Here is a 24,556-nt window from a genome sequence, read left to right as displayed (position 1 = left end):
GTCGTGCCACCCATGCCCCGGATTAAATCCGGGCTACAAAATCACTTAATCCAGCGGCAACTCGGTGGTGCGTTTGACCTCGCTCATGGCGATATGCGAATGCGCTTCCTGTACATGAGGCCGCTGCAGCAGGTGGTCGCGCAGAAAGCGCTCGTAGCCGGCGATGTCCTTGGCCACCACCTTGAGCAGGTAGTCCGAGCCGCCGGCCATGGTGTAGCACTCCAGCACCTCGGGGTAGCCGACCACTGCCTGTTCGAATTCTTCCAGATTCTTGCGGCCATGGGCCGACAGCTTGATATCGACGAACACGGTCATGCCCAGGCCCAGCAACTGGGGGTTGAGCAGGGCGACCTTGCGCTCGATCAGGCCTTCCTCCTGCATGCGGTTAATCCGCCGCCAGCAGGGTGATTGTGACAATTCCACCTTCTCGGCGATCTCGGCGGCGGAGAGGTCGGCGTCGTGCTGCAGCAGGCGAAGAATCTTGCGGTCGATGGGGCTGAGTTTTTCCTGCATGAATGTTTCCAGTTTTTTGTTCTTGTTGGATTGATCATGCGCAGTATCTGCAAAACGGCCCGCAAATAGAAATAATTTCTCAGTACCGCTCAGTCATATTTTTAGCCAGTCGTTGCGCCCGGTGATCCCGGGCGCAACAGAACCCGGTTGGCACTCACCGTTGCCCGCCTTGCTCTCCATAAAAATAAAAGGAGCGACCGCATGTCTCTGGCCGAGATCCGCCTGGATGACAAGTACCGCCTTGCCACGGGTCACCTGTACCTCACCGGCACCCAGGCGCTGACCCGCCTGCCCATGCTGCAGAAGCAACGCGACGCCGCCCATGGCCTGAATACCGCGTGCTTTATTTCCGGCTACCGGGGCTCGCCCCTGGGCAACCTCGACAAGAGCCTGTGGGACGCCAAGCAGTACCTCAAGGACAACCACATCCATTTCCAGCCGGGGGTCAACGAAGAGTTGGCCGCCACCTCGGTGTGGGGCAGCCAGCAGACCAGCCTGTTCCCTGGCGCACGCTACGACGGTGTGTTCGCCATGTGGTACGGCAAGGGCCCGGGCGTGGACCGCTGCGGCGATGTGTTCAAACACGGCAACTCGGCCGGCGTTTCCGAGCATGGCGGCGTGCTGCTGCTGGCCGGTGACGACCATGGCTGCAAGTCCTCGAGCATCGCCAACCAGAGCGAGCATGCCTTTATCGCCGCCTCGATCCCGGTACTCAACCCGGCCAACGTCCAGGAAATCCTCGACTACGGCATCATCGGTTGGGAGCTGTCGCGCTACAGCGGTTGCTGGGTGGCGCTGAAGACCATTGCCGAGAACGTCGATTCTTCCGCCGTGGTGGATGTTGATCCGCTGCGTATGCAGGTGAAAATTCCCGAGGATTTCCAACTGCCGGAAGATGGCGTGTATATCCGCTGGCCGGACCCACCCCTGGCCCAGGAAGCGCGCCTCAACACCTACAAGATCTACGCCGCTCGCGCCTTCGCTCGGGCCAACAACCTCAACCAGATCAAGCTCGATTCGCCCAACCCGCGCCTGGGCATTATCACCACCGGCAAGTCCTACCTCGACGTGCGTCAGGCCCTGGATGACCTCGGCCTGGATGAGGCGCTGTGCGCCCAGGTGGGCCTGCGCGTGCTCAAGGTCGGCATGAGTTGGCCGCTGGAACCGGTGTCGGTGCATGAATTCGCCGAGGGCCTGGACGAGATTCTGGTGGTCGAGGAAAAGCGCAGCATTATCGAAGACCAGCTCACCGGTCAGCTCTACAACTGGCCCGTGGGCAAGCGCCCGGTGGTGGTTGGCGAGTTCGACGAAGCCGGCCATTCGCTGCTGCCGAACCTGTCCGAACTGACCCCGGCGATGATCGCCCGCGCCATCGCCAAGCGCCTCGCGCCGATCTACAGCAGCGCGCAGATCGAAGAGCGGCTGGCCTTTCTCGCCGCCAAGGAAGCGTCCCTGGCCGCGCCCAAGCACCATACCGTGCGCACCCCGCATTTCTGCTCCGGCTGCCCGCACAACACCTCGACCAAACTGCCGGAAGGCAGCCGCGCCCAGGGCGGTATCGGTTGCCACTACATGACCCAGTGGATGGACCGTAACACCGACACCTTTACCCAGATGGGCGGCGAGGGTGCGACCTGGATCGGCCAGGCCCCCTTTACCGACACCCCGCACATCTTCCAGAACCTCGGCGACGGCACCTACTTCCATTCCGGCCAGCTGGCCCTGCGCGCAGCCGTGGCCGCCGGGGTGAACATCACCTACAAGATCCTCTACAACGACGCCGTGGCCATGACCGGCGGCCAGCCCATCGACGGCGAGTTGCGCGTCGATCAACTGAGCCAGCAGGTGTATGCCGAAGGGGTGAAACGCATCGCCCTGGTCAGCGACGAGCCGGAGAAATACCCGACCCGTGACACCTTCGCGCCCATCGTCACCTTCCACCATCGCAATGATCTGGACGCGGTGCAGCGTGAGCTGCGCGAGTTCCAGGGCTGCTCGGTGATCATCTATGACCAGACCTGCGCCACCGAGAAGCGCCGTCGGCGCAAGCGCGGCAAGTTGGTCGACCCGCAAAAGCGCGCCTTTATCAACCCGGCAGTGTGCGAGGGTTGTGGCGATTGCAGCGTTAAGTCCAACTGCCTGTCAGTGCTGCCGTTGGAAACCGAACTGGGGCGCAAGCGCGAGATCGACCAGAACTCCTGCAACAAGGATTTCAGCTGCGTTGAAGGCTTCTGCCCCAGCTTTGTCACCGTGCACAGCGGCAGCCTGCGCAAGCCGGAAGCCGTGGGTTTGAGCGCGCTGTTTATTGCCTTGCCGGAGCCCAAGCAGCCGACTCTGGAGCGGCCGTGGAATATCCTCTTGCCAGGTGTCGGCGGCAGCGGCGTCACCACTGTCGGCGCACTGCTTGGCATGGCCGCGCATATCGAGGGCAAGGGCTGTAGCGTGCTCGATCAGGCCGGCCTGGCGCAGAAGTTCGGCCCGGTGATCACCCATATCCGCGTTGCCGCCAAACAGGACGACATCTTTGCCGTACGCATCGCCGCCGGCGAAACCGACCTGCTGCTGGGCTGCGATCTGGTGGTCTCGGCCAGTGAAGAGGCCCTGGCCAAGCTGAATGACAAGATCGCCCATGCGGTGGTCAACAGCCATGAGGCGGCCACCGCCGAATTCACCCGCAACCCGGATGCCCAGGTGCCCGGCGCGGCCATGCGCGAGGCGCTGATCGAAGCGGTGGGGGCGAGCAAGACCCACTTTGTCGATGCCAGCCGCCTGGCCACCCGCCTGCTCGGTGACAGCATTGCCACCAACCTGTTTATGCTCGGTTTCGCTTACCAGAAGGGCCTGGTGCCGGTATCCGCCGAGGCCATCAACAAGGCCATCGAGCTTAACGGCGTGGCCGTGCAGCTCAATCAGCAGGCATTCCTCTGGGGCCGTCGCGCCGCCCATGATGCGGTCGCCGTGGAGCGTCTGGCCAAGCCGGAAGTGATCGAAGCCGCCCATTGCCAGACCCTGGATGAAATAGTCGCCGACCGCGTTGTACGCCTGACCGCCTACCAGAACGCCGCCTACGCCGAGCGCTACCGCGAGCAAGTGGCGCGGGTGCAACAGGTCGACAAGAGCGCCGACCAAGCCCTGAGCAAGGCCGTGGCGCGTTACTACTTCAAGCTCCTGGCCTACAAGGACGAGTACGAAGTGGCGCGGCTTTACAGCGACGGCAGCTTTATCCGTCAGCTGGAAGCGCAGTTCAGCGGCGATTACCGTCTGGAATTCCATCTGGCACCCAGCTGGTTGAGCAAGCCGGATGCCAGCACCGGCGAGCCGCGCAAGCGTCAGTTCGGTGCCTGGATGCTCAAGGCCTTCGGCGTGCTGGCCAAGCTCAAGTTCCTGCGCGGCACGCCCCTGGACCTGTTCGGCTACAGCGCCGAGCGCAAGCTGGAGTTGGAGCTGATCGACGACTATGAGCAGGACCTGGACTACCTGCTCAAGGAACTCAACGCCGACAACTACCGCACGGCGTTGGCCCTGGCCGAGCTGCCGGAGCAGATCCGCGGCTATGGCCACGTCAAGGAACGCAGCCTGGCCAAGGTGCGCGAGCAGAGCAGCCAGCTCAAGGCGCGCATGTTGGTCAGCGAAATCCAAGCGGTGCAGCTGTTCGAACCGGCCGCTTAACCCCCCTGACACTTTATAACCTTCACCCTCTCCCTTAACCGGGAGAGGGCGACCTCTTACAACAAAAAAACGAGGCTCCCATGTCCGTGTTTTCCCATATCGATTTCGACCACCATGAGCAGGTGGTCTACGGCCACGACCAGGCCAGCGGCCTGAAGGCGATTATCGCCATTCACAACAGCAATCTCGGCCCGGCCCTCGGCGGTTGCCGCATGTGGCCCTACGCCAATGACGATGAAGCGCTACGCGATGTGCTGCGCCTGTCGCGCGGCATGAGTTACAAGTCGGCCCTCGCCCGGCTGCCGCTGGGTGGCGGCAAGGCGGTGATCATGGGTGACCCGCATACCGGCAAGAGCACCGCGCTGTTCCAAGCCATGGGTGACTTCGTCGACAGCCTGGGCGGCCGCTATATCACCGCGGCGGATTCGGGCACCGGGGTGGCCGAGATGCAGATCATGGCCGAGCGCACCCGCCATGTGGCCGGGGCTGGACAGCGCGAAGGCTTCGAGGGTGGCGTGCGCAATGGCGACCCTTCGCCTTCCACGGCCTACGGGGTATTTATCGGCATCCAGGCGGCGGTCAAACACCGTCTGGGCCGTGACGACCTGCGCGGCCTGAAAGTGGCGATCCAGGGCGTGGGCCAGGTGGGCTTCAGCCTGGCGCGGCACCTCAAGGAGGCCGGGGCCGAGCTGTGGGTCACCGATATAGTCCCGGCCAATGTACGCCGCGCGGTGGAGCAGCTGGGTGCAACCGCCGTGACCCAGCAGGAGATATTCGCCCTGGAGGTGGATGTATTCGCGCCGTGCGCCATGGGCGGCATCATCAACCTGCAAACCCTGGAAGTCCTGCGCGCGCCGATTATCGCCGGGGCCGCCAATAACCAGCTGGCCGATGCCAGCCTGGCGGAAACCCTGCGTCGCAACGAGTGCCTGTACGCGCCGGATTACGCGATCAACGCCGGCGGCATTATCGATGTCTGCTACGAGCGCACCGGTGGCAGCGCTGCGCAGCTCAAGGCGCATATCGAAGGCATAGGCGACACCCTGCAGCAGATCTTCCAGCGCGCCGCGGCCGACGGCTGCAGCACCACCCAGATCGCCGACCGCCTGGCCCTGGAACGCCTCAACGGCGGTGAGTGACGCGCACCAGCCGATGTCAGCCATTACAACAACAAGAGGGCATGATCGATGAGTCAAGACAGTATCGCCGTCGCCAGTAGCGTCGACGGCAACAGCAGTTCAGAGGGGCGCGGCCTATGGTCGTCGCGCTGGGTATTCTTTCTCGCCGCCACCGGCTCGGCGGTGGGGCTGGGCAATATCTGGAAGTTTCCCTATATCACCGGGGAGAACGGTGGCGGTGCCTTCGTGCTGGTCTACCTGGCCTGCATCCTGGTGATCGGCATTCCGTTGCTGATGGCCGAGGTGATGATCGGGCGACGGGGCCGGGCCAACCCGGAAGGGGCTTTTGCGCTATTGGCCAAGGTCGCCGGCGCGAGCCGGCACTGGCGCTGGCTGGGGACCGTGGCGGTGCTGACCGGCTTTCTGATCCTGAGTTTCTATGCGGTGGTGGCCGGTTGGGCCCTGGACTATGCGCCGGCGGCGCTCAGCGGTGGCTTTGCCGGCCTGGATGGCGAGAGCAGCGGCGCGTTGTTCGGCGCGCTGCTGGCGGACCCCTGGAAGCTGGCCGGTTACGGCTCCCTGGTACTGGCCTTGACCCTGGGCATTGTGGGCCTGGGTGTGCGCGAAGGCCTGGAGCGTTCGTTGCGCTTTCTGATGCCTGGACTGTTCGTCCTGTTGCTGATTCTGGTGGGCTATGCCGCCACCACCGGGCATTTTATGCAGGCCGTGCATTTTCTCTTCGACGCCGACTTCAGCAAACTCGGCGGCCAGGGCGTGCTGGTGGCCCTGGGGCATGCCTTCTTCACCCTGAGCCTGGCCAGCGGCGCGATGATGGTCTACGGCTCCTACCTGCCCGCCGGCACCTCGATTGCCCGCACCTCGCTGCTGGTGGCCCTGGCCGATACGCTGGTGGCGTTGCTGGCGGGGTTGGCGATCTTTCCGCTGGTGTTCGCCAACGGCCTGGAGCCAGGGGCCGGGCCAGGGCTGATCTTCGTCACTCTACCGATCGCCTTCGGCCAGATGCCCCTGGGTCAGCTGGTCGGCGGGCTGTTCTTTATCATGCTGGCCATCGCCGCCCTGACTTCGGCGATCTCCCTCAGCGAACCGACCATCGCCTGGCTGTCGGAGAAGTTCGGCATCAGTCGTTTCAAGGCGGTGCTACTGAGCGGCGTGGCGCTGTGGCTGCTGAGCCTGGGCACGGTGTTTTCCTTCAATGCCTGGAGTGAGATCACCCTGTTCGGCAAGACCTTCTTTGACAGCCTGGACTACCTGACCACCAACCTGATGATGCCCCTGGGCGGGCTGGGTACCGTGCTGTTTACCGGCTGGGCGCTAAGCCGCAAGACCGTGCAGGAGGCCCTGGGTATCGAACAGCCGCAGTTGTTCGGCCTCTGGTGGCAGCTGCTGCGCTGGCTGACGCCGCTGGGCATTCTGATTGTGTTCCTGCACACCCTTGGCTTGTTCTAAAGAGGCAACTGTTCGGTGGAAAACCCCGTGCGGTTTTCCACGGGGTGGCCATCCAACCTGCGTCTGGCCAGAGTGCAGGGCCGTAGGCGCGGCTGGTTCTTGTAGGGTGGATAACGCGAAGCTTATCCATCCGCGCATTCACTCCAGTCTCAGTGCCAGGCTGATGCCATGCAGCTGAAAGCCCTGTTGTTCATAGAAACGATGGGCGGCCTCGCGGCTCTGGTTGCTGGACAGCGCCAGCTTGTAGCAACCCCAGCTGCGCGCGCGTTCCACGGCTTTGCCCAGCAGCGCCTGGCCGATGCCCAGGCCGCGGGCGTCGGCATCCACTACCACATCCTCGAGGATCGCCGAACGGGCGAAGTTGTGCGCCAGGTGTTCGATCAGGTTGACCGTGCAGGTGCCCAGCAGTTTGCCATTGCGCTCGGCGACCAGTACCGCGCGGCTGGCCGGCAGCTCGGCCAGGCGCAGGGCCAGCAGCTTGGCGTCGGCACGCGGTTCTTGTGGGGCCAGTTGCTGCAGCAGCGCGCTCAGGGCGGCGGCGTCGTTGACGCTGGCGGCGCGCAGACTGAGGGTAGAGAAAGGCGAGTCTGGCGAGGGCTTGAGCGGTTTCATGGCAATCTCCGTGCATATCCAGCAGAAGTATGGCCAAGGCTTGATGGCAGCGGCATGACAAAAGCGTGCAGGCTCGCTAAGATGCGGCCCGGCCGGTGGCTTGTACAAACGGCCCGGAACAGGTCCCCTTAGTTCAACGGATAGAACAAGCCCCTCCTAAGGGCTAGATGCTGGTTCGATTCCAGCAGGGGACGCCAAATCTGAAAAATTGCCGGGAGCAATTTTTTACGTCGCACAGCGACCATAAGAAGGCTTACGCATTGCGTAAGCCTTTTTTCGTTGCGGTGGCCTGTCAGGCCTGGCGCTGCTCTTCGCTGATGCAGGCTGCGGCGGTAAACAGCACGTCGGTGGAGGAGTTCAGCGCGGTTTCCGTCGAATCCTGAACGATGCCGATGATAAAACCGACCGCCACCACCTGCATGGCCACCTCGCTCGGGATGCCGAACAGGCTGCAGGCCAGCGGAATCAGCAGCAGCGAGCCACCGGCCACGCCCGAGGCCCCGCAGGCGCTGATGGAGGCCAGCAGGCTGAGCAGCAGGGCAGTGGGCAGGTCCACGGCGATACCCAGGGTATGCACCGCGGCCAGGGTCAGCACGCTGATGGTGATGGCGGCCCCGGCCATATTGATCGTGGCCCCCAGGGGGATCGACACCGAATAGGTTTCCTCATGCAGGCCCAGGCGCTGGCACAGCTGCAGGTTGACCGGGATATTGGCCGCCGAGCTGCGGGTGAAGAAGGCGGTCAGGCCGCTTTCGCGCAGGCAGGTGAAGACCAGCGGGTAGGGGTTGCGGCGCAGTTTGAAGAAGACGATGGCCGGGTTGACCACCAGGGCGACGAACAGCATGCAGCCGACCAGTACCAGCAGCAGGTGCAGGTAGTCGAGCAGCGCCGCCATGCCAGATTCGGCCAGGGTTGCCGCCACCAGGCCGAAAATCCCCAGGGGAGCCAGGCGGATCACCAGCTTGACGATGGCGGTGACCCCGGTGGAGAGGTCGGCAAGCATCAGCTTGCTGCTCGGGCTGGCATGGCGGAATGCCAGGCCGAGGCCGATGGCCCAGGCCAGGATGCCGATAAAGTTGCCTTTGAGCAGCGCATTGACCGGGTTGTCTACCACATTGAGCAGCAGCGTCTGCAGCACCTCGCTGATACCGCCGGGGGGTGTCAGGTCGGCGCTGTTGCTGACCAGGGTCAGGCTCGAGGGGAAGACGAAACTGGCGCTGACGGCAATCAGGGCGGCGCTGAAGGTGCCGAACAGGTAGAGCAGTAGAATCGGCCGGATATGGGTTTGCTGGTCACGTTGGTGGTTGGCGATCGAGGCGGTGACCAGGATAAACACCAGCACTGGAGCCACGGCTTTCAGGGCTGAAACGAACACAGTGCCGAGGAAACTGACACGGCTGGCCGCTTCGGGCCAGAACAGGACCAGGGCGATGCCGGCGAGCAGGCCGATAAAAATCTGTAGCACCAGGCTGGTGCGGTTGAATATCTGCAAGAGCGGGCGTTGGGCAGCAGTCATGGCATGCATCTCAATAATGTGCGGGTGAGCCGGCAATCTCTTGTGTGGCGTCGCGGGTACGCCTGGATGCGTTGGCTGCGTGGCAGTGAATCAGGCCTTTGCCGGGGCGAAGGCCGCGCGGCAAAAAATAGCGCGCGACTTTAGCACAGTGTTTTGTCCCCGGACGTTATGCGCCGAACCTGATGGCCCGGTGGTCGATTTCGGCCGTTGCGGCGGGTGGCGATATCAAGCCGTCGCCAGGCAGGCTAGGCTAGCGCCATATCCGTGTGAGTGAGGTGGTCATGTCCAGCGAAAGCGTTAATGAATCAGGCAGTGTGCCCCTGACAGCAGTTGAAGCCAGAACCCTGGGTTGCCTGATCGAAAAACAGGCCACCACCCCGGAGGCCTATCCCCTGACCCTCAATGCCCTGGTGTTGGCGTGCAACCAGAAAACCAGTCGCGAACCAGTGCTGAACCTGAGCCCCGGTCAGGTCGGCCAGGCCCTGCGCAGCCTCGAAGGCCGCGGCTTGGCGCGGCTGGTGATGGGCAGCCGCGCCGATCGCTGGGAGCATCGCGCCGACAAGGGCCTGGAGTTGATTGCAGCTCAGCAGATATTGATCGGCCTGCTGCTGCTGCGGGGGCCGCAGACGGTCAATGAGTTGCTGACACGCAGCAGTCGCATGCATGACTTCGAGGACGCCGAGCAGGTGCAGCACAATCTCGAGCGCCTGATCAGCCGCGGCCTGGTTTGCCAGTTACCGCGCCAGGCGGGGCAGCGTGAAGAGCGCTATATGCATGTGCTGGGTGATCCGGCGGATCTGCAGGCGGCCATCGAGGCCCGGGCGAGTGAGCCGGCGCGGGCCGGCAGCAGTGCCCTCTACGAGAGCCGTCTGGACGCCCTGGAGGCCCGGCTGGCTGCCCTTGAGGAACGTCTGGCGCAGCTGGAGTAGGCCTCCTGATACGCCAAAGGTGCCCGTTTGGGGCACCTTTGCTGGGGGTGTAGCTGCAGTCAGGGGGTTAGCCAATGCGCTGCCCTGGGGTGCGCTCGGCACCGCCTTCGGCGAGACGATTAGGGCTTACCCGGTCAGCGCCGTCTGCGGCGACGCGCAGGCGCTGTTGCAGACGCTCGGCTCCACCTTCGGCGAGACGGTTGGGACCTACCCGGTCGGCCCCGTCTTCGGCGACGCGCAGGCGCTGTTGCAGGCGCTCGGCACCGCCTTCGGCTAGCGGAGTGCTGCCAAAACCGATAACCGTTTTAACGCTGCTGTCCTGGGCTTCGCCAAGCAGAGGTTGTGGGTTGCCTTGTGGCAGGGCGAATGCACCGGCGGACAGGCTGGTCAGGAACAGTGCGGTGATCATTTGCTTTTTCATGTTCAGGCTCCTCGTGAGGGCGGTAAGTGACTACGGAGCCCATATTACTGATGAAAAATTGATGAAGAAGTCGAGCCTGGGCATGGTAATAATCGATGCGCTTGATAGTGGGCTTTTGCCTCTCTAGAGCGGGTGTTTCGTCCTGGTTGTCCGGCTGTTTTGGGCGGTTGCAGGAGCGTTTGTTATTGGGTCTTTATTATCTATTTATTAGATTGATTGATTGGGGCCTGGAGTGGAGTCCTGGCTTTGCTTGAAATACTGAACGGCCGCTGCGTATTTTGTACGCCTCGCCGTTCGCATACGGCTCTTGCGCATATAAGGACAACAGCAGATGAACGCCCTCAACCGCACCGTCATGGCCGAATTACTGCGGGGTATCGATGAAATCGAATGCGTGACCCCCGATCTCAATGGCGTGCCGCGCGGCAAGGTGATGACGGCCGAGGGTTTTCTCGAGGGGCGGCGTCTGCAGCTGGCGCGCGGCGTGCTGCTGCAATGCATCATGGGTGGTTATCCGGCACCGCGTTTCTATGGCAGCGACGACGGCGATCTGGCCCTGAATGCTGCGCCGGGGCAGGTTTACCGACTGCCCTGGAGTGACACGCCGCGGGCCCTGGCGATCTGCGATGCCGATGAACTGGACGGACGCAGCTCTGGCTTGTCCACCCGGGGGCTGCTCAAGCGCGTACTGGCCCGCTATGCCGAACATGGCTGGCAGGCGGTGGTGGCGACCGAGCTGGAGTTCTTCGTCTGCGCCCCCAACCCTGATCCGCGCCAGCCATTTCAGCCGCCGCTGGGCCTGGATGGCCGCCGCGAAGAGGGCGCAGCGGCTTTTAGCGTCAGTTCCAATAATGGCCTGCGGCCGTTCTTCAATGAGGTTTACGCCTGCATGGCAGCCCTGGGCCTGCCGCGCGATACCTTTATGCACGAGATGGGCGTCAGCCAGTTCGAAATCAACCTGTTGCACGGCGACCCGCTGCTGCTGGCCGATCAGACCTTTCTGTTCAAGCACCTGCTCAAAGAGGTCGGTCTCAAACATGGTCTGAATGTGCTGTGCATGGCCAAGCCCCTGGCGCATACGGCGGGTAGCTCCATGCATCTTCACCAGAGTGTGGTGGAGCAGGGCAGTGGGCAGAATATCTTCAGTGCCGCCGATGGCCAGGCGACGCCGGCCTTCTATCACTTTATCGGTGGCCAGCAGGCAGCCCTGGCGGAATTCACCCTGTTGTTCGCGCCCCACGTGAATTCCTATCAGCGTCTGTGTCAGCCCTTTGCCTCGCCGAACAATGCCTGTTGGTCCGAGGACAATCGCGCCGCCGGCCTGCGGATACCGGCCAGTGCGCCCGTGGCGCGGCGGGTGGAGAACCGCCTGCCGGGGGCCGATGCCAACCCCTATCTGGCCCTGGCCGCCAGCCTGGCGGCAGGCCTGCATGGCATTGAGCGACAGCTGCAGCCCAGTGCGCCGATCCAGGGGGAGTTCGAAGTGCCGGATGAATTGACGCTACCCTGTACCATGCATGCCGCCATCGAGCGTCTGAAGCGCAGTCAGTTGGCGCGGGAGCTGTTCGGCGAGGAGTTTGTCGCCGGCTATCTGGCCAGCAAGACCCTGGAGCTTGCGAGCTTTCAGGATGAGATCACGCCCTGGGAGCGCCGGGTGCTGGCTGCCCAGGTATAGGCCGATGGCACGCCGGCTGAGCTATCGATCGCCTGCCATGTTCTACCGTCGGATATGTTTTCGGCGGCCCTTAACGGAGCCAAATACCGCCCTATGAGTCTGATTTTTAAGTCGTTCAGTTCGTTGTATTTCGCCAGTCTGTTGATGCTGCTCGGCTCGGGCCTGCTCAGTACCTACCTGGGCCTGCGCCTGTCGCAAACCGCCGACGGCTTGTGGGTGGGGGCCTTGATGACGGCGAACTACCTGGGCTTGGTACTGGGCGGCAAGTTTGGGCATCGGTTGATCGCGCGGGTGGGGCATATTCGCGCCTATGTGGCCTGTGCCGGGGTGGTCACGGCAGCGGTGCTTGTTCATGGTCTGAGTGATTGGCTGCCGGCCTGGCTGTTGCTGCGGATGCTGGTCGGCCTGTGCATGATGTGCCAGTACATGGTGATCGAGAGCTGGCTTAACGAGCAGGCTGATATCAACCAGCGCGGCCAGGTGTTCGCCGGTTATATGGCGGCCTCCTACCTGGGCCTGATTCTGGGGCAGTTGGTGCTGGTGGTGCATCCTGCGCTGGGCCTGGAGCTGCTGATGCTGGTGGCCCTGTGTTTTGCCCTGTGTCTGGTGCCCGTGGCCCTGACCCACAAGCTGCACCCGGCCCCCCTGCATCCGGCTCCGCTGGAGTTGCGCTTCTTTATTTCGCGGGTGCCGCTGTCGCTGACCACCATTGCCGTATCCGGCCTGCTGATCGGTGCCTTCTATGGCCTGGCCCCGCTCTATGGCACGCGCATGGGGCTGTCCACCGAACAGGTCGGTCTGTTTATGGGGTGCAGCATCCTCGCCGGGTTGCTGGTGCAGTGGCCGCTGGGCTGGCTGTCGGACCGGCAGGATCGCGTCCAGTTGATCCGCGGCTGTGCGGCCTTGCTGGTGCTGGCTGCCTTGCCGCTGGCGCTGCTGGCGGAGGCGACGCTGGCGCTGCTGTTTGCTGTGGGTTTTCTGGTTTGCGCCTTGCAGTTCAGCCTCTACCCCCTGGCGGTGGCCCTGGCCAATGACCATGTCGAGGGCGAGCGGCGGGTATCGCTGACGGCCATGCTATTGGTGACCTTTGGCGTGGGAGCCAGTATCGGCCCGTTGCTGGCAGGTGTACTGATGCGTTATCTCGGGGCCAATATGCTCTACGCCTTCGTCTGTGTCTGCGCGATGATCCTGGTGATCCGCGTGCGGCCGGAGCGGGTCACCCATCTGCATCAGGTCGAGGATGCGCCGCTGCACCATATTCCGATGCCTGACAGCACGACCAGCTCGCCCCTGACTGCGGCGCTTGATCCGCGGGTCGATGAACAGGTGGTGCACGAACAGATGCACGATAGCGAACCGCCGGCGGAGGATGAGCCTGTGGCCCAGGATGGTGAGTCCGAGACGCGGCCATGAGCCTGCTGCTGAGCGTGATCATTCCGGCCCGTAACGAGGCCCTGGCCTTGCCCCTGCTGCTGGCCGATCTGGCGGCCTTGCGCGAGGCTGGAGCCGAGCTGCTGCTGGTCGATGGCGGCAGCAGCGACGGCAGCCTTGAGCTGGCCGCCGGGCATGTCGACCAGTCGCTCAGTTGTACCGCCGGGCGGGCGCGGCAGATGAATGCCGGGGCAGCCGCGGCGGTCGGTGATTACCTGTGGTTTGTGCATGCCGATACCCGGGTCAGCCCCGAGGCCATTCGGCGCTTGCTCGATGTACTGATCGAGCGCCCGCTATGGGGGCGTTTCGATGTGCGTCTGTCCGCGCGTGGTTCGATGTTCAGGTTGATCGGCAGCATGATCAGCCTGCGTTCGCGCCTGACCGGCATCGCCTCGGGCGACCAGGGAATCTTTGTCGACCGGGCGACCTTCGAGGCGCTCGGCGGCTATGCCGATATTCCCCTGATGGAAGACCTGGAGCTCTGCCGCCGGCTCAAGCGCTTGGCCTGGCCGTGCTGCTTGCGCCCAGCCCTGATCACCTCAAGTCGGCGCTGGGAGCAGCAGGGAATTTGGCGTACCTTGTTGCTTATGTGGCGTTTGCGCCTGGCTTACTACTGCGGGGTCAGCCCGGAGAAGCTGGCGCGCCAGTATCAACGAGGGGCACCACCATGAGTCTGTCGATTTCCCTGCACATGCTGGCGCGCGCGCCCGTACCTGGGCGGGTGAAGACGCGTCTGATCCCGGCGCTGGGCAGGGAAGGGGCGTGCGATCTGCAGCGGCTGCTGCTGGAGCGCGCCCTGCAACTGCCCGGGGAGGGCTTCAGCGAGCGCTTTCTGTGGCTTGACGATGAGGCGGATAAGCACCTGCAGGTCTTGGCTGAGAAGTTGGGCTGGACCCTGGTCGAGCAGCCCGCCGGAGATCTCGGTGAGCGCATGCGGCGCATCGCCACCCTAGGGCTCGCGGGAAGCGACGGGGTGATCCTTATCGGCAATGACTGCCCTGCGCTGGATGGCGATTACCTGGGCAGTGCCTGCGCGGCCCTGCAGAACCAGTCGGTGGTCATCGGTCCGGCAGAGGATGGCGGCTATGTGCTGCTGGGGTTGCGCCGCATCACCTCATCGCTGTTCAGCGAAATGCCCTGGGGCACGGAGCAGGTGCTGTCGATGACTCAGGAGCGCTTGTTGCAATTGGACTGGAGCCATCACCTGCTGCCGACCCTGTGGGACGTCGACCGTCCCGAAGATCTGCCGCGCCTGGCGGCGCTGGGCATCAAGATCTAGCAGGCGTTGCCTCGGGTGGTGGGGGGGGCTTTCCTGCAGTCGGACAGCGTTAAATCCGGCAGACGCCTAGAACAACCCATCGCTTTCGAAGCGCCTTGCCTCGCGTTGCAGCTGGTAGACAAAGCGTTCGACCTGGCGCTGTTCGAGCCCGCTCATGCGATGGAAGCGTGCGCCAATAAAGGTGATATCGAGCTTTTCTTCATACTGGGCGTGGCGTAGCTCCAGGGCCATGGTCATGGCACCAAAGGGAAACTGCAGGGTAAAGCGCTCGTAGACCTGGCCGCTCTGCAGGCTGCTGGTGACATTACCGGGTATGCGCACTTTGCAGCCGGTTGCGGAAATATCCAGCAGTTGTCCGGCCAGGGCAGTGCGCAGCTTGCCGCCGGCCAGTTCGACCTTGATCAGTTCGGTCTGCTTGAGCGGTGCTCTGAAGGCGCTGCGCCGCTGGTGGTAGAGCACCTCGCTAGGCAGCGGGCTGAGATAGCAGCGGGCCCCTTCATGCTCGGTGATACGCACATCCTGTTCGCACTCCCAGGCCACGCGCACGCCTTCGTGGAAGGCTTCGATGCGAAATGCCTCACCGCTGAGCAGAAAGCGTTCGCCATCGCGTGGAATCATTTCATCCAGAATCACAAACTGCTTGTCGCGATCGACCTCGATCACATAGCTCTGGAAGCGTTGGTTGCGTTCGTGAAAGGTGATGATCAGTGGGTCGTGGTTCTGTTGCAGTAGGCGCAGGTTGGCAACTATTTCCACGGGTGCCTTGAGCACCTTGGGTGGTTGCGGGCCCTCTTCCTGATTAAAAGGATTGGACACGGTCCGTGACTCTCCGAGCAAAAGCTTGAGCACCAGCATACTGTCAATTTGGCAGCATGTCCTTGTGCTTTGTTATAGGTATCAGGCCTGGCTTAGAGGGCGCTGTTGGCCAATTCTAGACGCAGCGCCGCGGCTGTCATAGAGGCTGGGGGTTTCGTTGCCGCGCAGGATGCCCAGCATGCTGCTGGTTGACGCCTGGTTGGCGCGGATCAGGCGGCCATTGCGCAGGTTGGCCTGCTGGCAGCGCTCGAGCAGATCGCTTAGCCGGTCGCCGCGCTCGAGGAGCAGCGCGCCCTGGCTGGATTGTGCGGCCAGCGCCTGCAGGCCGACGCGGTCGGCGCTGAGGTGGGCGTCAAGCAGCAGCTGGCTGCGGGTGCGGCCGTGCTCTTCGAGGAGGCTGAGCAGCGGTTGCTTTTCCGTCAGCAGGGTCTGCAGGCGCGGTAGATCGCGCTCGCCGAGGGCCTGGAATTCGTGATCGATCAATTCAAGTAAACGTTCGGCGGTGCCGATATCGTCGGTGAACAGCTCAAGCAGGGTGATGTCGTGCATGGCGGGCTCTTGGGGGTAGCGGATCACACGAGGCACCAGGGCCGTCGATGATCAGGCGGGCGACCATTACCCCCAGCGCAGCCCTGGGGCTAACGCTGGGATTCGAAATTCAGCAGCTTGCTGGCCACACGCTGGCTGTCGACCTGATAACTGCCGTCGGCAATGGCCTGCTTAAGCTGGGCGACGCGCTCATTGTCGACAGTCGGCTGGTCGCGCAGCTTCTCGCTGATCTTCTGCAGCTGCTGTGCTTCGCGGCTGAGCTGCACCGATTCACCGCTTTTGCTGGCCTGAGCCTGCTCGGCGGGTGCGGGTACGTTGGTGTTCTGCTTGGCCGTGATGGCTTCACTCTGTCCACCAGACTGGGCACTGCCGGCACGCCCCGAATTGGCGGGGGTGGTGGCATTATTGGGCCGGTTAAAGTCGATGACCATGGTGCAAAACCTCGAACAGTGTTTGGACGCTTGCCTTGCTTATCGGCGCTCGCCAATAAAACTTTAGGAAAAATCCGCGTCAGGCATGAGTCTAAAACACCTTGTGGAAAATCGTTAGGCCTAGTCTAAACAAGAATCATGCCTACATGGCCACTTCAACCTGTCCGGGCCCTGTGACCCGGGCCTTGACCACTCGTTTTGAGCGCTGGTTGCGCACACTGATCTGTTTACCCAGAGCCCCGTCCGACAGGGCTTCACCGGGCATGCGCACGCTGATACCGCCGCTGTGGGCGCTGATCACTACCTGGTCGCCCTTGCGGATAACCTCGGCCTGCTCAACGTGCACGGGGGCCAACACCTGATCGGGCAGCAAGGCTCGCGTCAATTTTTTGCCAATAGCCTGCTGCAAACTGGTCAGATAGCCCTGGTTGAGCAGGCCGACATCGCGCTCGGCCAGGCCGACGTCCATTTCCGTCACGACATTGTCGCGCTTGAGCGGGCGGTTGGCGGTGACGACTTCGCGGTACAGGCGCACCTGTCCGGGGACGAATACCGTCCAGGGCGAACTGCCATCGCAGCGCACCCGCAGGGTCACGCGACCTATGGGCTGGGCCGGGCTTTCCAGGCTGGTGCTCAGGTCCTGATCGCACAGCGGCAGGCGCAGCCGCGGGTCGAGCCGGTTAATCTGGATCTCGTGGCGGCCGGCTATGTTGCTACGCTGAAGATAATCGCCCACTTCCTGCTCAAGAAAGGTCTCGCTTGCGCCGATAAGGTCATCGGTACGCATGGCCTCCGCCGAAACCAGGGGGCCATAGCCGAGCGCCAGCAAAGCAGGTAAAACTGCCAGCCAGTGGCGGCAGTCTGCCAGTAAGTGTCGGATAGTTGTCGTTTCTGTGTTCATATGCGTTTGGTAGCAAGGCGCGTGCCGCCTGCTACGCTGACAAAAACCTGTTACTCAAATAAGGAGTTTGGGTATGGCCGGTGTGATGGATTCGGTTAACCAGCGAACTCAGTTGGTTGGGCAGAATCGTTTGGAACTGTTGCTGTTTCGTCTTAATGGCAATCAGTTGTACGGGATCAATGTGTTCAAGGTGAAAGAGGTGCTGCAGTGCCCGAAACTCACCATCATGCCCAAATCCAGCCCGGTGGTTCGCGGTGTGGCCAATATCCGTGGCGGCACCATTCCCATCCTCGACCTGTCCATGGCCACTGGTAGCGCTCCGCTGGAGAACATCGGCAGCAGTTTCGTGATCATCACCGAGTACAACACCAAGGTTCAGGGCTTTCTGGTGCAGTCGGTCGAACGCATCGTCAACATGAACTGGGAGGCGATTCATCCGCCACCCAAGGGCACGGGGCGCGATCACTACCTGACGGCGGTGACCCAGCTGGACGACAAGATGGTCGAGATCATTGATGTCGAGAAGGTGCTCGCCGAAGTTGCGCCTACTTCCGAAGTGATCTCCGAGGGCGTGCTCGATGCGCGGACCCAGGCCCGTGCAGTCAACAAGCGGGTGCTGACCTGCGACGATTCCTCGGTGGCGCGCAAGCAGGTGACCCGCTGTCTGGAAACGGTGGGTGTGGAGGTGGTGGCACTCAACGATGGCCGCCAGGCGCTGGATTATCTGAAGGCCATGGTCGAGGAGGGGCGCAAGCCGGAAGAGGAATTCCTGATGCTGATTTCCGACATCGAGATGCCCGAGATGGACGGCTATACCCTGACCGCGGAGATCCGCGCCGATCCACGCATGCAAAAGCTGCACATCATCCTGCATACTTCGCTTTCCGGTGTGTTCAACCAGGCCATGGTTAAGAAGGTTGGCGCAGATGACTTTCTCGCCAAGTTCCGCCCTGACGATCTGGCGGCGCGGGTGGTTGAACGCATCAATCTTACGGCAGGGGACTGAGGGCTTTGTCCTCAGTGAACAACATGATCGTCGAGGCCTCGCGAGTGTCTACAGGTAATTTGGATTTCGAGCAGTTCCGGATTTTTCTGGAAAAAGCCTGTGGCATCCTGCTGGGTACCAACAAGCAGTATCTGGTTTCCAGCCGGCTCAACAAGCTGATGGAACAGAACAGCATCAAGACTCTCGGGGAGCTGGTGCAACGCATGCAAACCCAGCCGCGCAGCGGGCTGCGCGAGCAGGTGGTGGATGCCATGACCACCAACGAAACCCTGTGGTTTCGCGATACCTATCCTTTCGAGGTGCTGAAGAACCGGGTGCTGCCGGAGATGATCAAGGCCAGCCCTGGCCAGCGCATTCGTATCTGGTCCGCCGCCTGCTCCTCGGGGCAGGAGCCCTATTCGCTGTCGATGAGCATCGATGAGTTCGAGAAAACCAATATCGGTCAACTCAAGGCCGGCGTGCAGATTGTCGCCACCGACCTGTCGCCGACCATGCTGGCCAACTGCAAGTCCGGCGAATACGACAGCCTGGCAATGGGCCGTGGCCTGTCCCAGGAACGCCTGCAACGCTACTTCGACCCCAAGGGCCCGGGCCGCTGGGTGATCAAACCGGCGATTCGCAGCCGCATAGAATTCCGCCCGCTCAACCTGCTCGACAGCTATGCCAGTCTCGGCAAGTTCGATGTGGTGTTCTGCCGCAACGTGCTGATCTATTTCTCGGCCGAGGTGAAGAAGGACATCCTTACGCGCATCCATGCGATGTTGAAACCGGGTGGTTATTTGTTTCTCGGGGCTTCCGAAGCCCTGAACGGTTTGCCCAGCCACTACCAGATGGTGCAGTGCAGCCCAGGGATCATCTACAAGGCGAAATAAGCCGCAGGCGATGCAGCTAAACGGGAGGCCATTGGCCTCCCGTTTTTTATGGTTATGTCCTACTTCAGTGTTGCCAATAATGCTGAAGGGGGCTGCGTAGACCCTAGGAGTGGCGGGCACGCCGAGCCCTTGGCAGCGATGTTTTTCTATTGGCTTCGATTCGCGGGCAAGCGCGCACCTACAAGGTTCGGTTGTCTCGACAACAGCTAACGACGACATAGCCTTTTTATTGTCGCCGCCGCTTTTTACTTCCAGCTTGCCTGTACCGCTGGCAGGGGCTCCAGGCAGCGGCTGTTCTGGCCAGGCTCCAGATAGGGCATAAGAATCGGGGCCATGCCCTTGAGGACCTGTACCGGCAGCGCCGAGGTGAAACGGAAGTTTTCCGCCGCGCGCCCGGGGACGAAGGCGGTGAGGGTGCCGTAATGGCGCGGCCCCAGGTAGAAGACAAAGGTTGCCGTGCGGTTCATGGCTCGGGAGCTGAGTACCCGGCCACCGGCCCCGACGGTTTCGATACGGTTGTCGCCGGTGCCGGTTTTGCCGCCGACCTTCAGCATCTGCCCATCGGCCAGTTTGAAGCTGCCCTGCAGGCGACGTGCGGTACCGTTTTCGACCACTTCGGCGAGGGCGTTGCGCAAGGCGGCGGCCACCTCGGAGGCCATGACCCGGGTGCCAGCCACCCGATTGCGCCCGACCAGGGTGTCGTAGGGCGTGTCGGCGGCAAAGTGCAGGCTGTCGATACGCGCGCTGGGCTGGCGAATGCCGTCGTTCTGGATGATCCCCATCAGCTCGGCCAGGGCCGCCGGGCGGTCGCCGGAGCTACCGATGGCGGTGGCGAGGGAAGGCACCAGATGGGCGAAGGGATAGCCCAGGTTTTGCCAGCGCCGATGAATATCGAGGAAGGCTTCGACCTCCAGCATGATGCGGATGCGGCTGTCGCGGGCGCTCTTGTGGCGGCTGCGGAACAGCCAGCCGTAGACTTCCTGGCGTTCGTCCTGGCTGGCCTGCACCGCGTCGCTGAAGGTGGCCTGGGGGTTCTCGATCAGGTAGCCGAGCAGCCACAACTCCAGCGGGTGGACCCGAGCGATATAGCTCTGATCCGGCAGGTCGTAAGCCCCGGGGCCATAGGCCCGGTACAGTTCGCCAATGCGCGCGTCGCTGAGCGCGGCCTGGGGCAGGTAGGTGCGCAGGAATGCGGCAAAGGTGATTTGGTCGGCCTGGGGTGACAGGTAGCGATGCACGGCGGCCAGGCGCGCCGGGGTGTGTCGCAGGCCGTTGAGGAAGGTTTCCAGGCGCAGTTGCTCGGGTTGCCCCTGATACTTGCGCCAGAAGCGCAGCAGGAAGGTCTTGCCTTCACGGTCGGCGAAGTCCCGCAGATAGGCCTGGCGCCGGGGATCCTTGTCATCCTTGAGTAGCTCGGCACTGTTTTCCGGGCCCTGGTAGGTGCTGTAGCGCACCAGGTCGCGCATCAGGCGAATAAACGGCAGGTTGAGGGACTCGCGCAGGGCTTCGCGCATGGTGGCAATGCGGTGGTCGTCCTCGCGGCGGAAGTTGGCAAAGGTATGGATGCCGCCGCCGGTGAAGAAGCGTTCCGCGGGGCTGGCCGAATACGTGCGCTCCAGGGCCGCTTCGAGCATCGCCGGCAGGCTGGCCCCGGGATTGCGCAGCAGGTAGTCGACGGCCCAGCGGGTGAGGTTGTCCTGGCCGTTGACTGTACGCAGTTCGCTGGCGCTGTGTGCGGCATAGCGCTGGTGCAGTTCGGCGGTGATTTCCAGGTAGGTGGCTAGCACCCTGAGTTTGGCGGTGGAGCCCAGCTCCAGTTTGCTGCCTTCATTGATGTCGAAGGGCTGGTCGGTGCTGTCGGTCTGTACCCGCACCTGGCTGCCGGTGGCCGTGCGTTCGAACAGGTTGAAGCTGTAGCGTACTTCGGCGGTTTTTTCCGGCGACAGCAGACGCTCGCCGAACAGGCCGATCTGCCCGGCAAACTCCGGGTCGGCCAGCTGCTGCAGATACTGGCTGGCGGCCTGCTGCAGTTCGTCGTGGAGGGTGCTGGTGACGCTCAGGTCGAGGCGGTCGAGGTCGTACAGCGGCATATTGAGCATGGCTGAGAGGCGTGAGCGCGAGACGCTGATGCCCTTGTTGCCGTCCACGGTCTGCAGGTTGGGTTCCAGCACCCAGTCGCGATAACCGAGGGGCTGGTTCAGGGCTGCATCGCGCAACGGCTGATCGATCAGGCCACCGTTGGCCAGCAGGCGGATATGGCTGTCGGTCAGTTCGGCCAGGTCATGGCGGCCCTGGGCCAGGTAATAGGAAGGTCGGCGCTGGGCAATCATCAGCGCCAGCACCTGACGCAGGGCCAGGCCGCGCTCTGCCACGCTGGCTTCCGGCGAGCGGGTTGGGTCGAGCAGGTGGTTGACCCGGGCGAAGTCCGCGCCGAACCAGATGCGCAGGCCATCGGCCAGGCCATGCACCTCGCCATGCCCCGGTGCCGCCGACAGCGGTACGCTGTTGAGGTAGTCGCGGACGATGTTTTCTCGCGCGGCCAGGGTCTGCGGGCCGCTCTGATAGGCACGTATGCTGGCGGAAACCATCTGCCGGAGTTTTTCCGTGGCCGAGAGGGTCAGGCCATCGGGCGAGTGACGGTATTTCTCCAGTTGGGTGGCCAGGGTACTGCCGCCTGCGGATTGATCCTGCATGTCGAGCATTTTGCCGACCTGGGAGGCTGCCGCCATGATAAAGCGCGGCCAGTCCACGGCCGGGTTGGCCTGGGGCCGCTCGGGGTCGAGCAGATGACGGTTTTCGATAAACAGCAGGCTGCCGGCGACCAGTGGCGGGATGGCGCTGAAGCTCGGGTAGCGCTGCTGGGGGTAGCGGAATTCGTAGAAGGGTGTGCCGCGGCAATCGCTGATGCGCAGGCCGGCCTGGATCTTTTCCGGGTATGGGATAAAGAAGCCGCGCCGGGCATAGTCGAGAAGCGCCGGCGAGAACTGTGCCTGCTGCTGCACGCTGAAACCGCGCTGTTCGAGGCGTTCGAGCATCAGCGGGATATAGGTGTAGCCCAGGCGCTTATCGAAGGGGCCTTCCTTGGGGTAGCTGATCGCCGGGCTGGGGCCGGGCCTGACCCGGTAACTCAGGGATTGCGCATAGCGGCTAAGCTCTTGTGCCTGCAGGCGTGAACTGTGCATTTCATAGGCGAGCAGCAGGGCCGCGATGATCAGCAGCAACAGCAGTGACAGCCCGAAGGCGACTTTCACTTTGCTGCGGCGCTTGCCAGCCTTGGGTGGCGTGCTGGGCAGTTGGGTGATCTGAGGTTGCCAGGATGTACCCATAATCATCTTGCCCTTGTACTCATCCATAGGTGTAGGGTGCCGGATTACGCTGTTGGGCATAAGCGCCGGACTCTCGCTTAACACCACTGTCAGTCAGTCTAGCGGTTGGGCGGGTGCTCTGGCGGGGAGTATTTGTCAGGCTCGGATTTATTTGCAGGGCCTGGGGCCCATACCCGAGGTGGATCCATGCAGCGCGATCATCGTGAGCAACTCAGCCTCAGCTGGCAGGCCAATGCCGATGCCTGGACCGCGGCGGTGCGTGAACGGCGCATCGAAAGCCGCCATCTGGTAACCGATGCGGCGATTGTCCAGGCCATTCTGGCCCTGGCCCCAACCCGGGTGCTCGACCTCGGCTGCGGTGAGGGCTGGCTGTGCCGCGGCCTGGCCGAACATGGTATCGAGGCGGTCGGCGTGGATGCCAGTGCGCCGCTGATCGCCGTCGCCCGCCAGGCCGGCTGCCCGCGTGCGCAGTACCGCGTCTGCGGCTATGCCGAGCTGGAAAGTCAGGCGGCGCAACTGGGCTGCTTCGACCTGCTGGTGTGCAACTTCGCCCTGCTCGAAGACCCCCTGGCTCCGACCCTGAGTGCCCTGCACGGCCTGCTGGCTGCGGGCGGCCATCTGCTGGTCCAGACCCTGCACCCCTGGCGGGCCTGCAACGACGCCAGCTACCGCGACGGCTGGCGGGTGGAGAGTTTTGCCGGTTTCGGCGAGGGCTTTGCCGAACCCATGCCCTGGTTCTTCCGTACCCTGGAGTCCTGGCTGGCCCTGTTTACTGAAACCGGCTGGCGTTTGCAGTGGTTGCAGGAGCCCCTGCACCCGGAAAGCGAGCAGCCGGTGTCGTTGCTGATGCTGCTGAGCTCCGAGCGCAACTGAACCGCCTGTTCGAAAACTCAGTCGACGATAAACAGCCGCGCCCCGTTGACAGTGGATGAGCGGTGCGTTTCGGCCTGATCGGCAACCTGATAGCTCATGCCCGCCGTCATTACAAAGCGCCGGCCATCCTCCAGTTCGGTATGCAGTTCGCCTTCCAGGCACAGCAGGATGTGGCCCTTCTGGCACCAGTGATCGGCCAGGTAGCCGGCGCTGTACTCGACCATCCGCACGCGGATGCTGCCAAATACCTGGGTGCGCCAGTAGGCCATGCCGGTCTCTCCGGCATGTTCGCTGCGCTCAATCTGGCTCCAGTCGGTAACGCCGAATGGGATATCGCTGATGTTCATCGGGTGAATCCTTTAGTCAAACCGCTCAGCTGCGACGCTGACGGTCTTCGGCATAGCGGCGCATGACCCATTGGCCGGCCGGGTGGGCGTGCAGCTCATCGAGGAAGGCCTGGGTCTTGGCATCGTGCCCGGCAATGCCTTCCCATGGTGTTCCCGCGGGGGTGAACAGCGGTGCGAATAGGGCAGCGGCGCTGATGTCGGCCAGGGTCAGTTGCTCACCGACCAGATAGCGTGATGGATCGCCGTGGATGCGCGACTCGATCAGCGCCAGGCCTTCGAGCAATTCGGCCTGGGATTTCGCCACCCGCGGAGGCGTAACGCCATACAGCCGTTGTACCCCGTTGATCAGCACTGGCTTCATCAGGTCGCGCAGGCCCAGCAGTGGGCGGTAGACCTTGAGCATGGCGTGCATGACCGAATCCCACTGCTTGATCTGGCCGTATAGCCAGCGGCGTACATGCACACCCATGTGGTCGAAATGCGCTTCCAGCTCCAGTACCTCGGCCCGTTGCGCGGCATCGGCAGGCAGCAGCGGGCGCTCGGGGTAGCGTTGTTCCAGGTACAGGGCAATTTCGGTGGAATCGCCGATCGTCTTGTCGCCGTCCTTGAGGATCGGCAGGGTGACGATATTGGCCAAACGCTTGCTTTTCAGCCGATGCAGGCCGGGGAAGAGGTTGTCCACCTGAAAATCGAGGCCCTTGTGATCCAGGTGCCAGCGGGTTTTTTCGCAGTAGTGGGAAATCGGGAACTGATAAAGCGTGCGCATGGTGGGCCCTCGACAATGGTGCGCCGAGTGTACGGGCTG

General features: G+C 62.9%; 22 protein-coding genes and 1 tRNA gene. 12 read left to right on the top strand and 11 right to left on the bottom strand.

What is annotated here, in order from left to right; all coding sequences use genetic code 11:
* Positions 1-45: 45 nt before the first annotated feature.
* The gene (locus WMW70_RS07585; RefSeq protein WP_341436902.1) at positions 46-513 is read right to left on the bottom strand and encodes an Lrp/AsnC family transcriptional regulator; all 468 of its coding nucleotides are present in this window, start codon (positions 511-513) and stop codon (positions 46-48) included.
* A 201-nt stretch (positions 514-714) separates the two neighbouring features.
* Here WMW70_RS07585 and WMW70_RS07580 point away from each other — a divergent pair, with 201 nt between their 5' ends.
* The 3 genes from WMW70_RS07580 to WMW70_RS07570 all read left to right on the top strand — a co-directional run bounded on the left by WMW70_RS07580 (position 715) and on the right by WMW70_RS07570 (position 6,767).
* Complete coding sequence (locus tag WMW70_RS07580; protein WP_341436901.1) at positions 715-4,182, top strand: indolepyruvate ferredoxin oxidoreductase family protein; 3,468 nt, start codon at positions 715-717, stop codon at positions 4,180-4,182.
* Positions 4,183-4,262: 80 nt separating this feature from the next.
* Positions 4,263-5,321, top strand: a complete 1,059-nt coding sequence (locus tag WMW70_RS07575; protein ID WP_341436900.1) for a Glu/Leu/Phe/Val dehydrogenase dimerization domain-containing protein — start codon at positions 4,263-4,265, stop codon at positions 5,319-5,321.
* A gap of 48 nt (positions 5,322-5,369) precedes the next feature.
* A complete protein-coding gene (locus WMW70_RS07570; RefSeq protein WP_341436899.1) occupies positions 5,370-6,767 on the top strand; it encodes a sodium-dependent transporter in 1,398 nt (465 codons plus the stop codon).
* A gap of 138 nt (positions 6,768-6,905) precedes the next feature.
* Here the strand turns inward: WMW70_RS07570 and WMW70_RS07565 are convergent, their stop codons facing one another.
* Positions 6,906-7,379 (bottom strand): GNAT family N-acetyltransferase, encoded by a 474-nt coding sequence (locus WMW70_RS07565; RefSeq protein ID WP_341436898.1) that lies wholly within the window; start codon positions 7,377-7,379, stop codon positions 6,906-6,908.
* A 122-nt stretch (positions 7,380-7,501) separates the two neighbouring features.
* Between WMW70_RS07565 and WMW70_RS07560 the strand changes: the two genes are divergently transcribed.
* Positions 7,502-7,576, top strand: a tRNA-Arg gene (locus WMW70_RS07560).
* 95 nt (positions 7,577-7,671) lie between these two features.
* Here the strand turns inward: WMW70_RS07560 and sstT are convergent.
* Positions 7,672-8,895, bottom strand: a complete 1,224-nt coding sequence (gene sstT, locus WMW70_RS07555; protein WP_341436897.1) for a serine/threonine transporter SstT — start codon at positions 8,893-8,895, stop codon at positions 7,672-7,674.
* Positions 8,896-9,176: 281 nt separating this feature from the next.
* Here sstT and WMW70_RS07550 point away from each other — a divergent pair, with 281 nt between their 5' ends.
* Positions 9,177-9,824 (top strand): YceH family protein, encoded by a 648-nt coding sequence (locus WMW70_RS07550; protein WP_341436896.1) that lies wholly within the window; start codon positions 9,177-9,179, stop codon positions 9,822-9,824.
* A 67-nt stretch (positions 9,825-9,891) separates the two neighbouring features.
* On the opposite strand, the gene WMW70_RS07545 is transcribed toward WMW70_RS07550, so the two are convergent.
* Positions 9,892-10,245: a phage infection protein gene (locus tag WMW70_RS07545; RefSeq protein WP_341436895.1), complete on the bottom strand. Its 354-nt coding sequence runs from the start codon at positions 10,243-10,245 to the stop codon at positions 9,892-9,894.
* 433 nt (positions 10,246-10,678) lie between these two features.
* On the opposite strand from WMW70_RS07545, the gene WMW70_RS07540 reads away from it, so the two are divergent.
* From WMW70_RS07540 to WMW70_RS07525, 4 genes are all read left to right on the top strand, one after another.
* Positions 10,679-11,920 carry a glutamine synthetase family protein gene (locus WMW70_RS07540; RefSeq protein ID WP_341437049.1) on the top strand — a complete coding sequence of 414 codons (1,242 nt, stop codon included), beginning with the start codon at positions 10,679-10,681 and terminating at the stop codon, positions 11,918-11,920.
* A 93-nt stretch (positions 11,921-12,013) separates the two neighbouring features.
* Positions 12,014-13,333 carry an MFS transporter gene (locus tag WMW70_RS07535; RefSeq protein ID WP_341436894.1) on the top strand — a complete coding sequence of 440 codons (1,320 nt, stop codon included), beginning with the start codon at positions 12,014-12,016 and terminating at the stop codon, positions 13,331-13,333.
* Complete coding sequence (locus tag WMW70_RS07530; protein ID WP_341436893.1) at positions 13,330-14,022, top strand: TIGR04283 family arsenosugar biosynthesis glycosyltransferase; 693 nt, start codon at positions 13,330-13,332, stop codon at positions 14,020-14,022. Before WMW70_RS07535 ends, WMW70_RS07530 begins: the two co-directional genes overlap by 4 nt.
* Positions 14,019-14,630, top strand: a complete 612-nt coding sequence (locus WMW70_RS07525; protein ID WP_341436892.1) for a TIGR04282 family arsenosugar biosynthesis glycosyltransferase — start codon at positions 14,019-14,021, stop codon at positions 14,628-14,630. The genes WMW70_RS07530 and WMW70_RS07525 overlap by 4 nt, the downstream gene beginning before the upstream one ends.
* Before the next feature lie 66 nt (positions 14,631-14,696).
* Here the strand turns inward: WMW70_RS07525 and WMW70_RS07520 are convergent, their stop codons facing one another.
* The 4 genes from WMW70_RS07520 to flgA all read right to left on the bottom strand — a co-directional run bounded on the left by WMW70_RS07520 (position 14,697) and on the right by flgA (position 17,327).
* Complete coding sequence (locus tag WMW70_RS07520; protein WP_341436891.1) at positions 14,697-15,446, bottom strand: flagellar brake protein; 750 nt, start codon at positions 15,444-15,446, stop codon at positions 14,697-14,699.
* Positions 15,447-15,527: 81 nt separating this feature from the next.
* Positions 15,528-15,995: a flagella synthesis protein FlgN gene (locus tag WMW70_RS07515; RefSeq protein ID WP_341436890.1), complete on the bottom strand. Its 468-nt coding sequence runs from the start codon at positions 15,993-15,995 to the stop codon at positions 15,528-15,530.
* A gap of 89 nt (positions 15,996-16,084) precedes the next feature.
* Positions 16,085-16,426, bottom strand: coding sequence for a flagellar biosynthesis anti-sigma factor FlgM (flgM, locus tag WMW70_RS07510; protein ID WP_341436889.1), 342 nt, complete (start codon positions 16,424-16,426; stop codon positions 16,085-16,087).
* Positions 16,427-16,568: 142 nt separating this feature from the next.
* The gene (gene flgA, locus WMW70_RS07505; protein ID WP_341436888.1) at positions 16,569-17,327 is read right to left on the bottom strand and encodes a flagellar basal body P-ring formation chaperone FlgA; all 759 of its coding nucleotides are present in this window, start codon (positions 17,325-17,327) and stop codon (positions 16,569-16,571) included.
* A gap of 73 nt (positions 17,328-17,400) precedes the next feature.
* Between flgA and WMW70_RS07500 the strand changes: the two genes are divergently transcribed.
* Both WMW70_RS07500 and cheR read left to right on the top strand, forming a co-directional pair.
* Positions 17,401-18,333 (top strand): chemotaxis protein CheV, encoded by a 933-nt coding sequence (locus tag WMW70_RS07500; protein WP_341436887.1) that lies wholly within the window; start codon positions 17,401-17,403, stop codon positions 18,331-18,333.
* 44 nt (positions 18,334-18,377) lie between these two features.
* Positions 18,378-19,205 (top strand): protein-glutamate O-methyltransferase CheR, encoded by an 828-nt coding sequence (cheR, locus tag WMW70_RS07495; RefSeq protein ID WP_341437048.1) that lies wholly within the window; start codon positions 18,378-18,380, stop codon positions 19,203-19,205.
* A 245-nt stretch (positions 19,206-19,450) separates the two neighbouring features.
* Here cheR and WMW70_RS07490 read toward each other — a convergent pair whose 3' ends face one another.
* Positions 19,451-22,531: a transglycosylase domain-containing protein gene (locus WMW70_RS07490; RefSeq protein ID WP_445942119.1), complete on the bottom strand. Its 3,081-nt coding sequence runs from the start codon at positions 22,529-22,531 to the stop codon at positions 19,451-19,453.
* A gap of 186 nt (positions 22,532-22,717) precedes the next feature.
* Between WMW70_RS07490 and WMW70_RS07485 the strand changes: the two genes are divergently transcribed.
* Positions 22,718-23,404, top strand: coding sequence for a class I SAM-dependent methyltransferase (locus WMW70_RS07485; RefSeq protein ID WP_341436885.1), 687 nt, complete (start codon positions 22,718-22,720; stop codon positions 23,402-23,404).
* 17 nt (positions 23,405-23,421) lie between these two features.
* On the opposite strand, the gene WMW70_RS07480 is transcribed toward WMW70_RS07485, so the two are convergent.
* Both WMW70_RS07480 and WMW70_RS07475 read right to left on the bottom strand, forming a co-directional pair.
* Positions 23,422-23,751 (bottom strand): DHCW motif cupin fold protein, encoded by a 330-nt coding sequence (locus WMW70_RS07480; protein ID WP_341436884.1) that lies wholly within the window; start codon positions 23,749-23,751, stop codon positions 23,422-23,424.
* Between the two features lie 25 nt (positions 23,752-23,776).
* Positions 23,777-24,517, bottom strand: a complete 741-nt coding sequence (locus WMW70_RS07475; RefSeq protein WP_341436883.1) for a glutathione S-transferase family protein — start codon at positions 24,515-24,517, stop codon at positions 23,777-23,779.
* Between the last annotated feature and the right edge of the window lie 39 nt (positions 24,518-24,556).

Origin of the sequence: Pseudomonas sp. XK-1 (assembly GCF_038069885.1) — a bacterium.
In the GTDB taxonomy this organism is placed as follows: Bacteria; Pseudomonadota; Gammaproteobacteria; order Pseudomonadales; family Pseudomonadaceae; genus Aquipseudomonas.
This window is presented reverse-complemented; position numbering and strand designations above follow the sequence as displayed.

Bases quoted from the DNA above. Each gene is read 5' to 3' on its own strand.
- WMW70_RS07585 (WP_341436902.1), bottom strand. From the start codon at position 513: ATGCAGGAAAAACTCAGCCCCATCGACCGCAAGATTCTTCGCCTGCTG.
- WMW70_RS07580 (WP_341436901.1), top strand. From the start codon at position 715: ATGTCTCTGGCCGAGATCCGCCTGGATGACAAGTACCGCCTTGCCACG.
- WMW70_RS07575 (WP_341436900.1), top strand. From the start codon at position 4,263: ATGTCCGTGTTTTCCCATATCGATTTCGACCACCATGAGCAGGTGGTC.
- WMW70_RS07570 (WP_341436899.1), top strand. From the start codon at position 5,370: ATGAGTCAAGACAGTATCGCCGTCGCCAGTAGCGTCGACGGCAACAGC.
- WMW70_RS07565 (WP_341436898.1), bottom strand. From the start codon at position 7,379: ATGAAACCGCTCAAGCCCTCGCCAGACTCGCCTTTCTCTACCCTCAGT.
- sstT (WP_341436897.1), bottom strand. From the start codon at position 8,895: ATGACTGCTGCCCAACGCCCGCTCTTGCAGATATTCAACCGCACCAGC.
- WMW70_RS07550 (WP_341436896.1), top strand. From the start codon at position 9,177: ATGTCCAGCGAAAGCGTTAATGAATCAGGCAGTGTGCCCCTGACAGCA.
- WMW70_RS07545 (WP_341436895.1), bottom strand. From the start codon at position 10,245: ATGAAAAAGCAAATGATCACCGCACTGTTCCTGACCAGCCTGTCCGCC.
- WMW70_RS07540 (WP_341437049.1), top strand. From the start codon at position 10,679: ATGACGGCCGAGGGTTTTCTCGAGGGGCGGCGTCTGCAGCTGGCGCGC.
- WMW70_RS07535 (WP_341436894.1), top strand. From the start codon at position 12,014: ATGAGTCTGATTTTTAAGTCGTTCAGTTCGTTGTATTTCGCCAGTCTG.
- WMW70_RS07530 (WP_341436893.1), top strand. From the start codon at position 13,330: ATGAGCCTGCTGCTGAGCGTGATCATTCCGGCCCGTAACGAGGCCCTG.
- WMW70_RS07525 (WP_341436892.1), top strand. From the start codon at position 14,019: ATGAGTCTGTCGATTTCCCTGCACATGCTGGCGCGCGCGCCCGTACCT.
- WMW70_RS07515 (WP_341436890.1), bottom strand. From the start codon at position 15,995: ATGCACGACATCACCCTGCTTGAGCTGTTCACCGACGATATCGGCACC.
- flgM (WP_341436889.1), bottom strand. From the start codon at position 16,426: ATGGTCATCGACTTTAACCGGCCCAATAATGCCACCACCCCCGCCAAT.
- flgA (WP_341436888.1), bottom strand. From the start codon at position 17,327: ATGAACACAGAAACGACAACTATCCGACACTTACTGGCAGACTGCCGC.
- WMW70_RS07500 (WP_341436887.1), top strand. From the start codon at position 17,401: ATGGCCGGTGTGATGGATTCGGTTAACCAGCGAACTCAGTTGGTTGGG.
- WMW70_RS07490 (WP_445942119.1), bottom strand. From the start codon at position 22,531: ATGGGTACATCCTGGCAACCTCAGATCACCCAACTGCCCAGCACGCCA.
- WMW70_RS07485 (WP_341436885.1), top strand. From the start codon at position 22,718: ATGCAGCGCGATCATCGTGAGCAACTCAGCCTCAGCTGGCAGGCCAAT.
- WMW70_RS07480 (WP_341436884.1), bottom strand. From the start codon at position 23,751: ATGAACATCAGCGATATCCCATTCGGCGTTACCGACTGGAGCCAGATT.
- WMW70_RS07475 (WP_341436883.1), bottom strand. From the start codon at position 24,517: ATGCGCACGCTTTATCAGTTCCCGATTTCCCACTACTGCGAAAAAACC.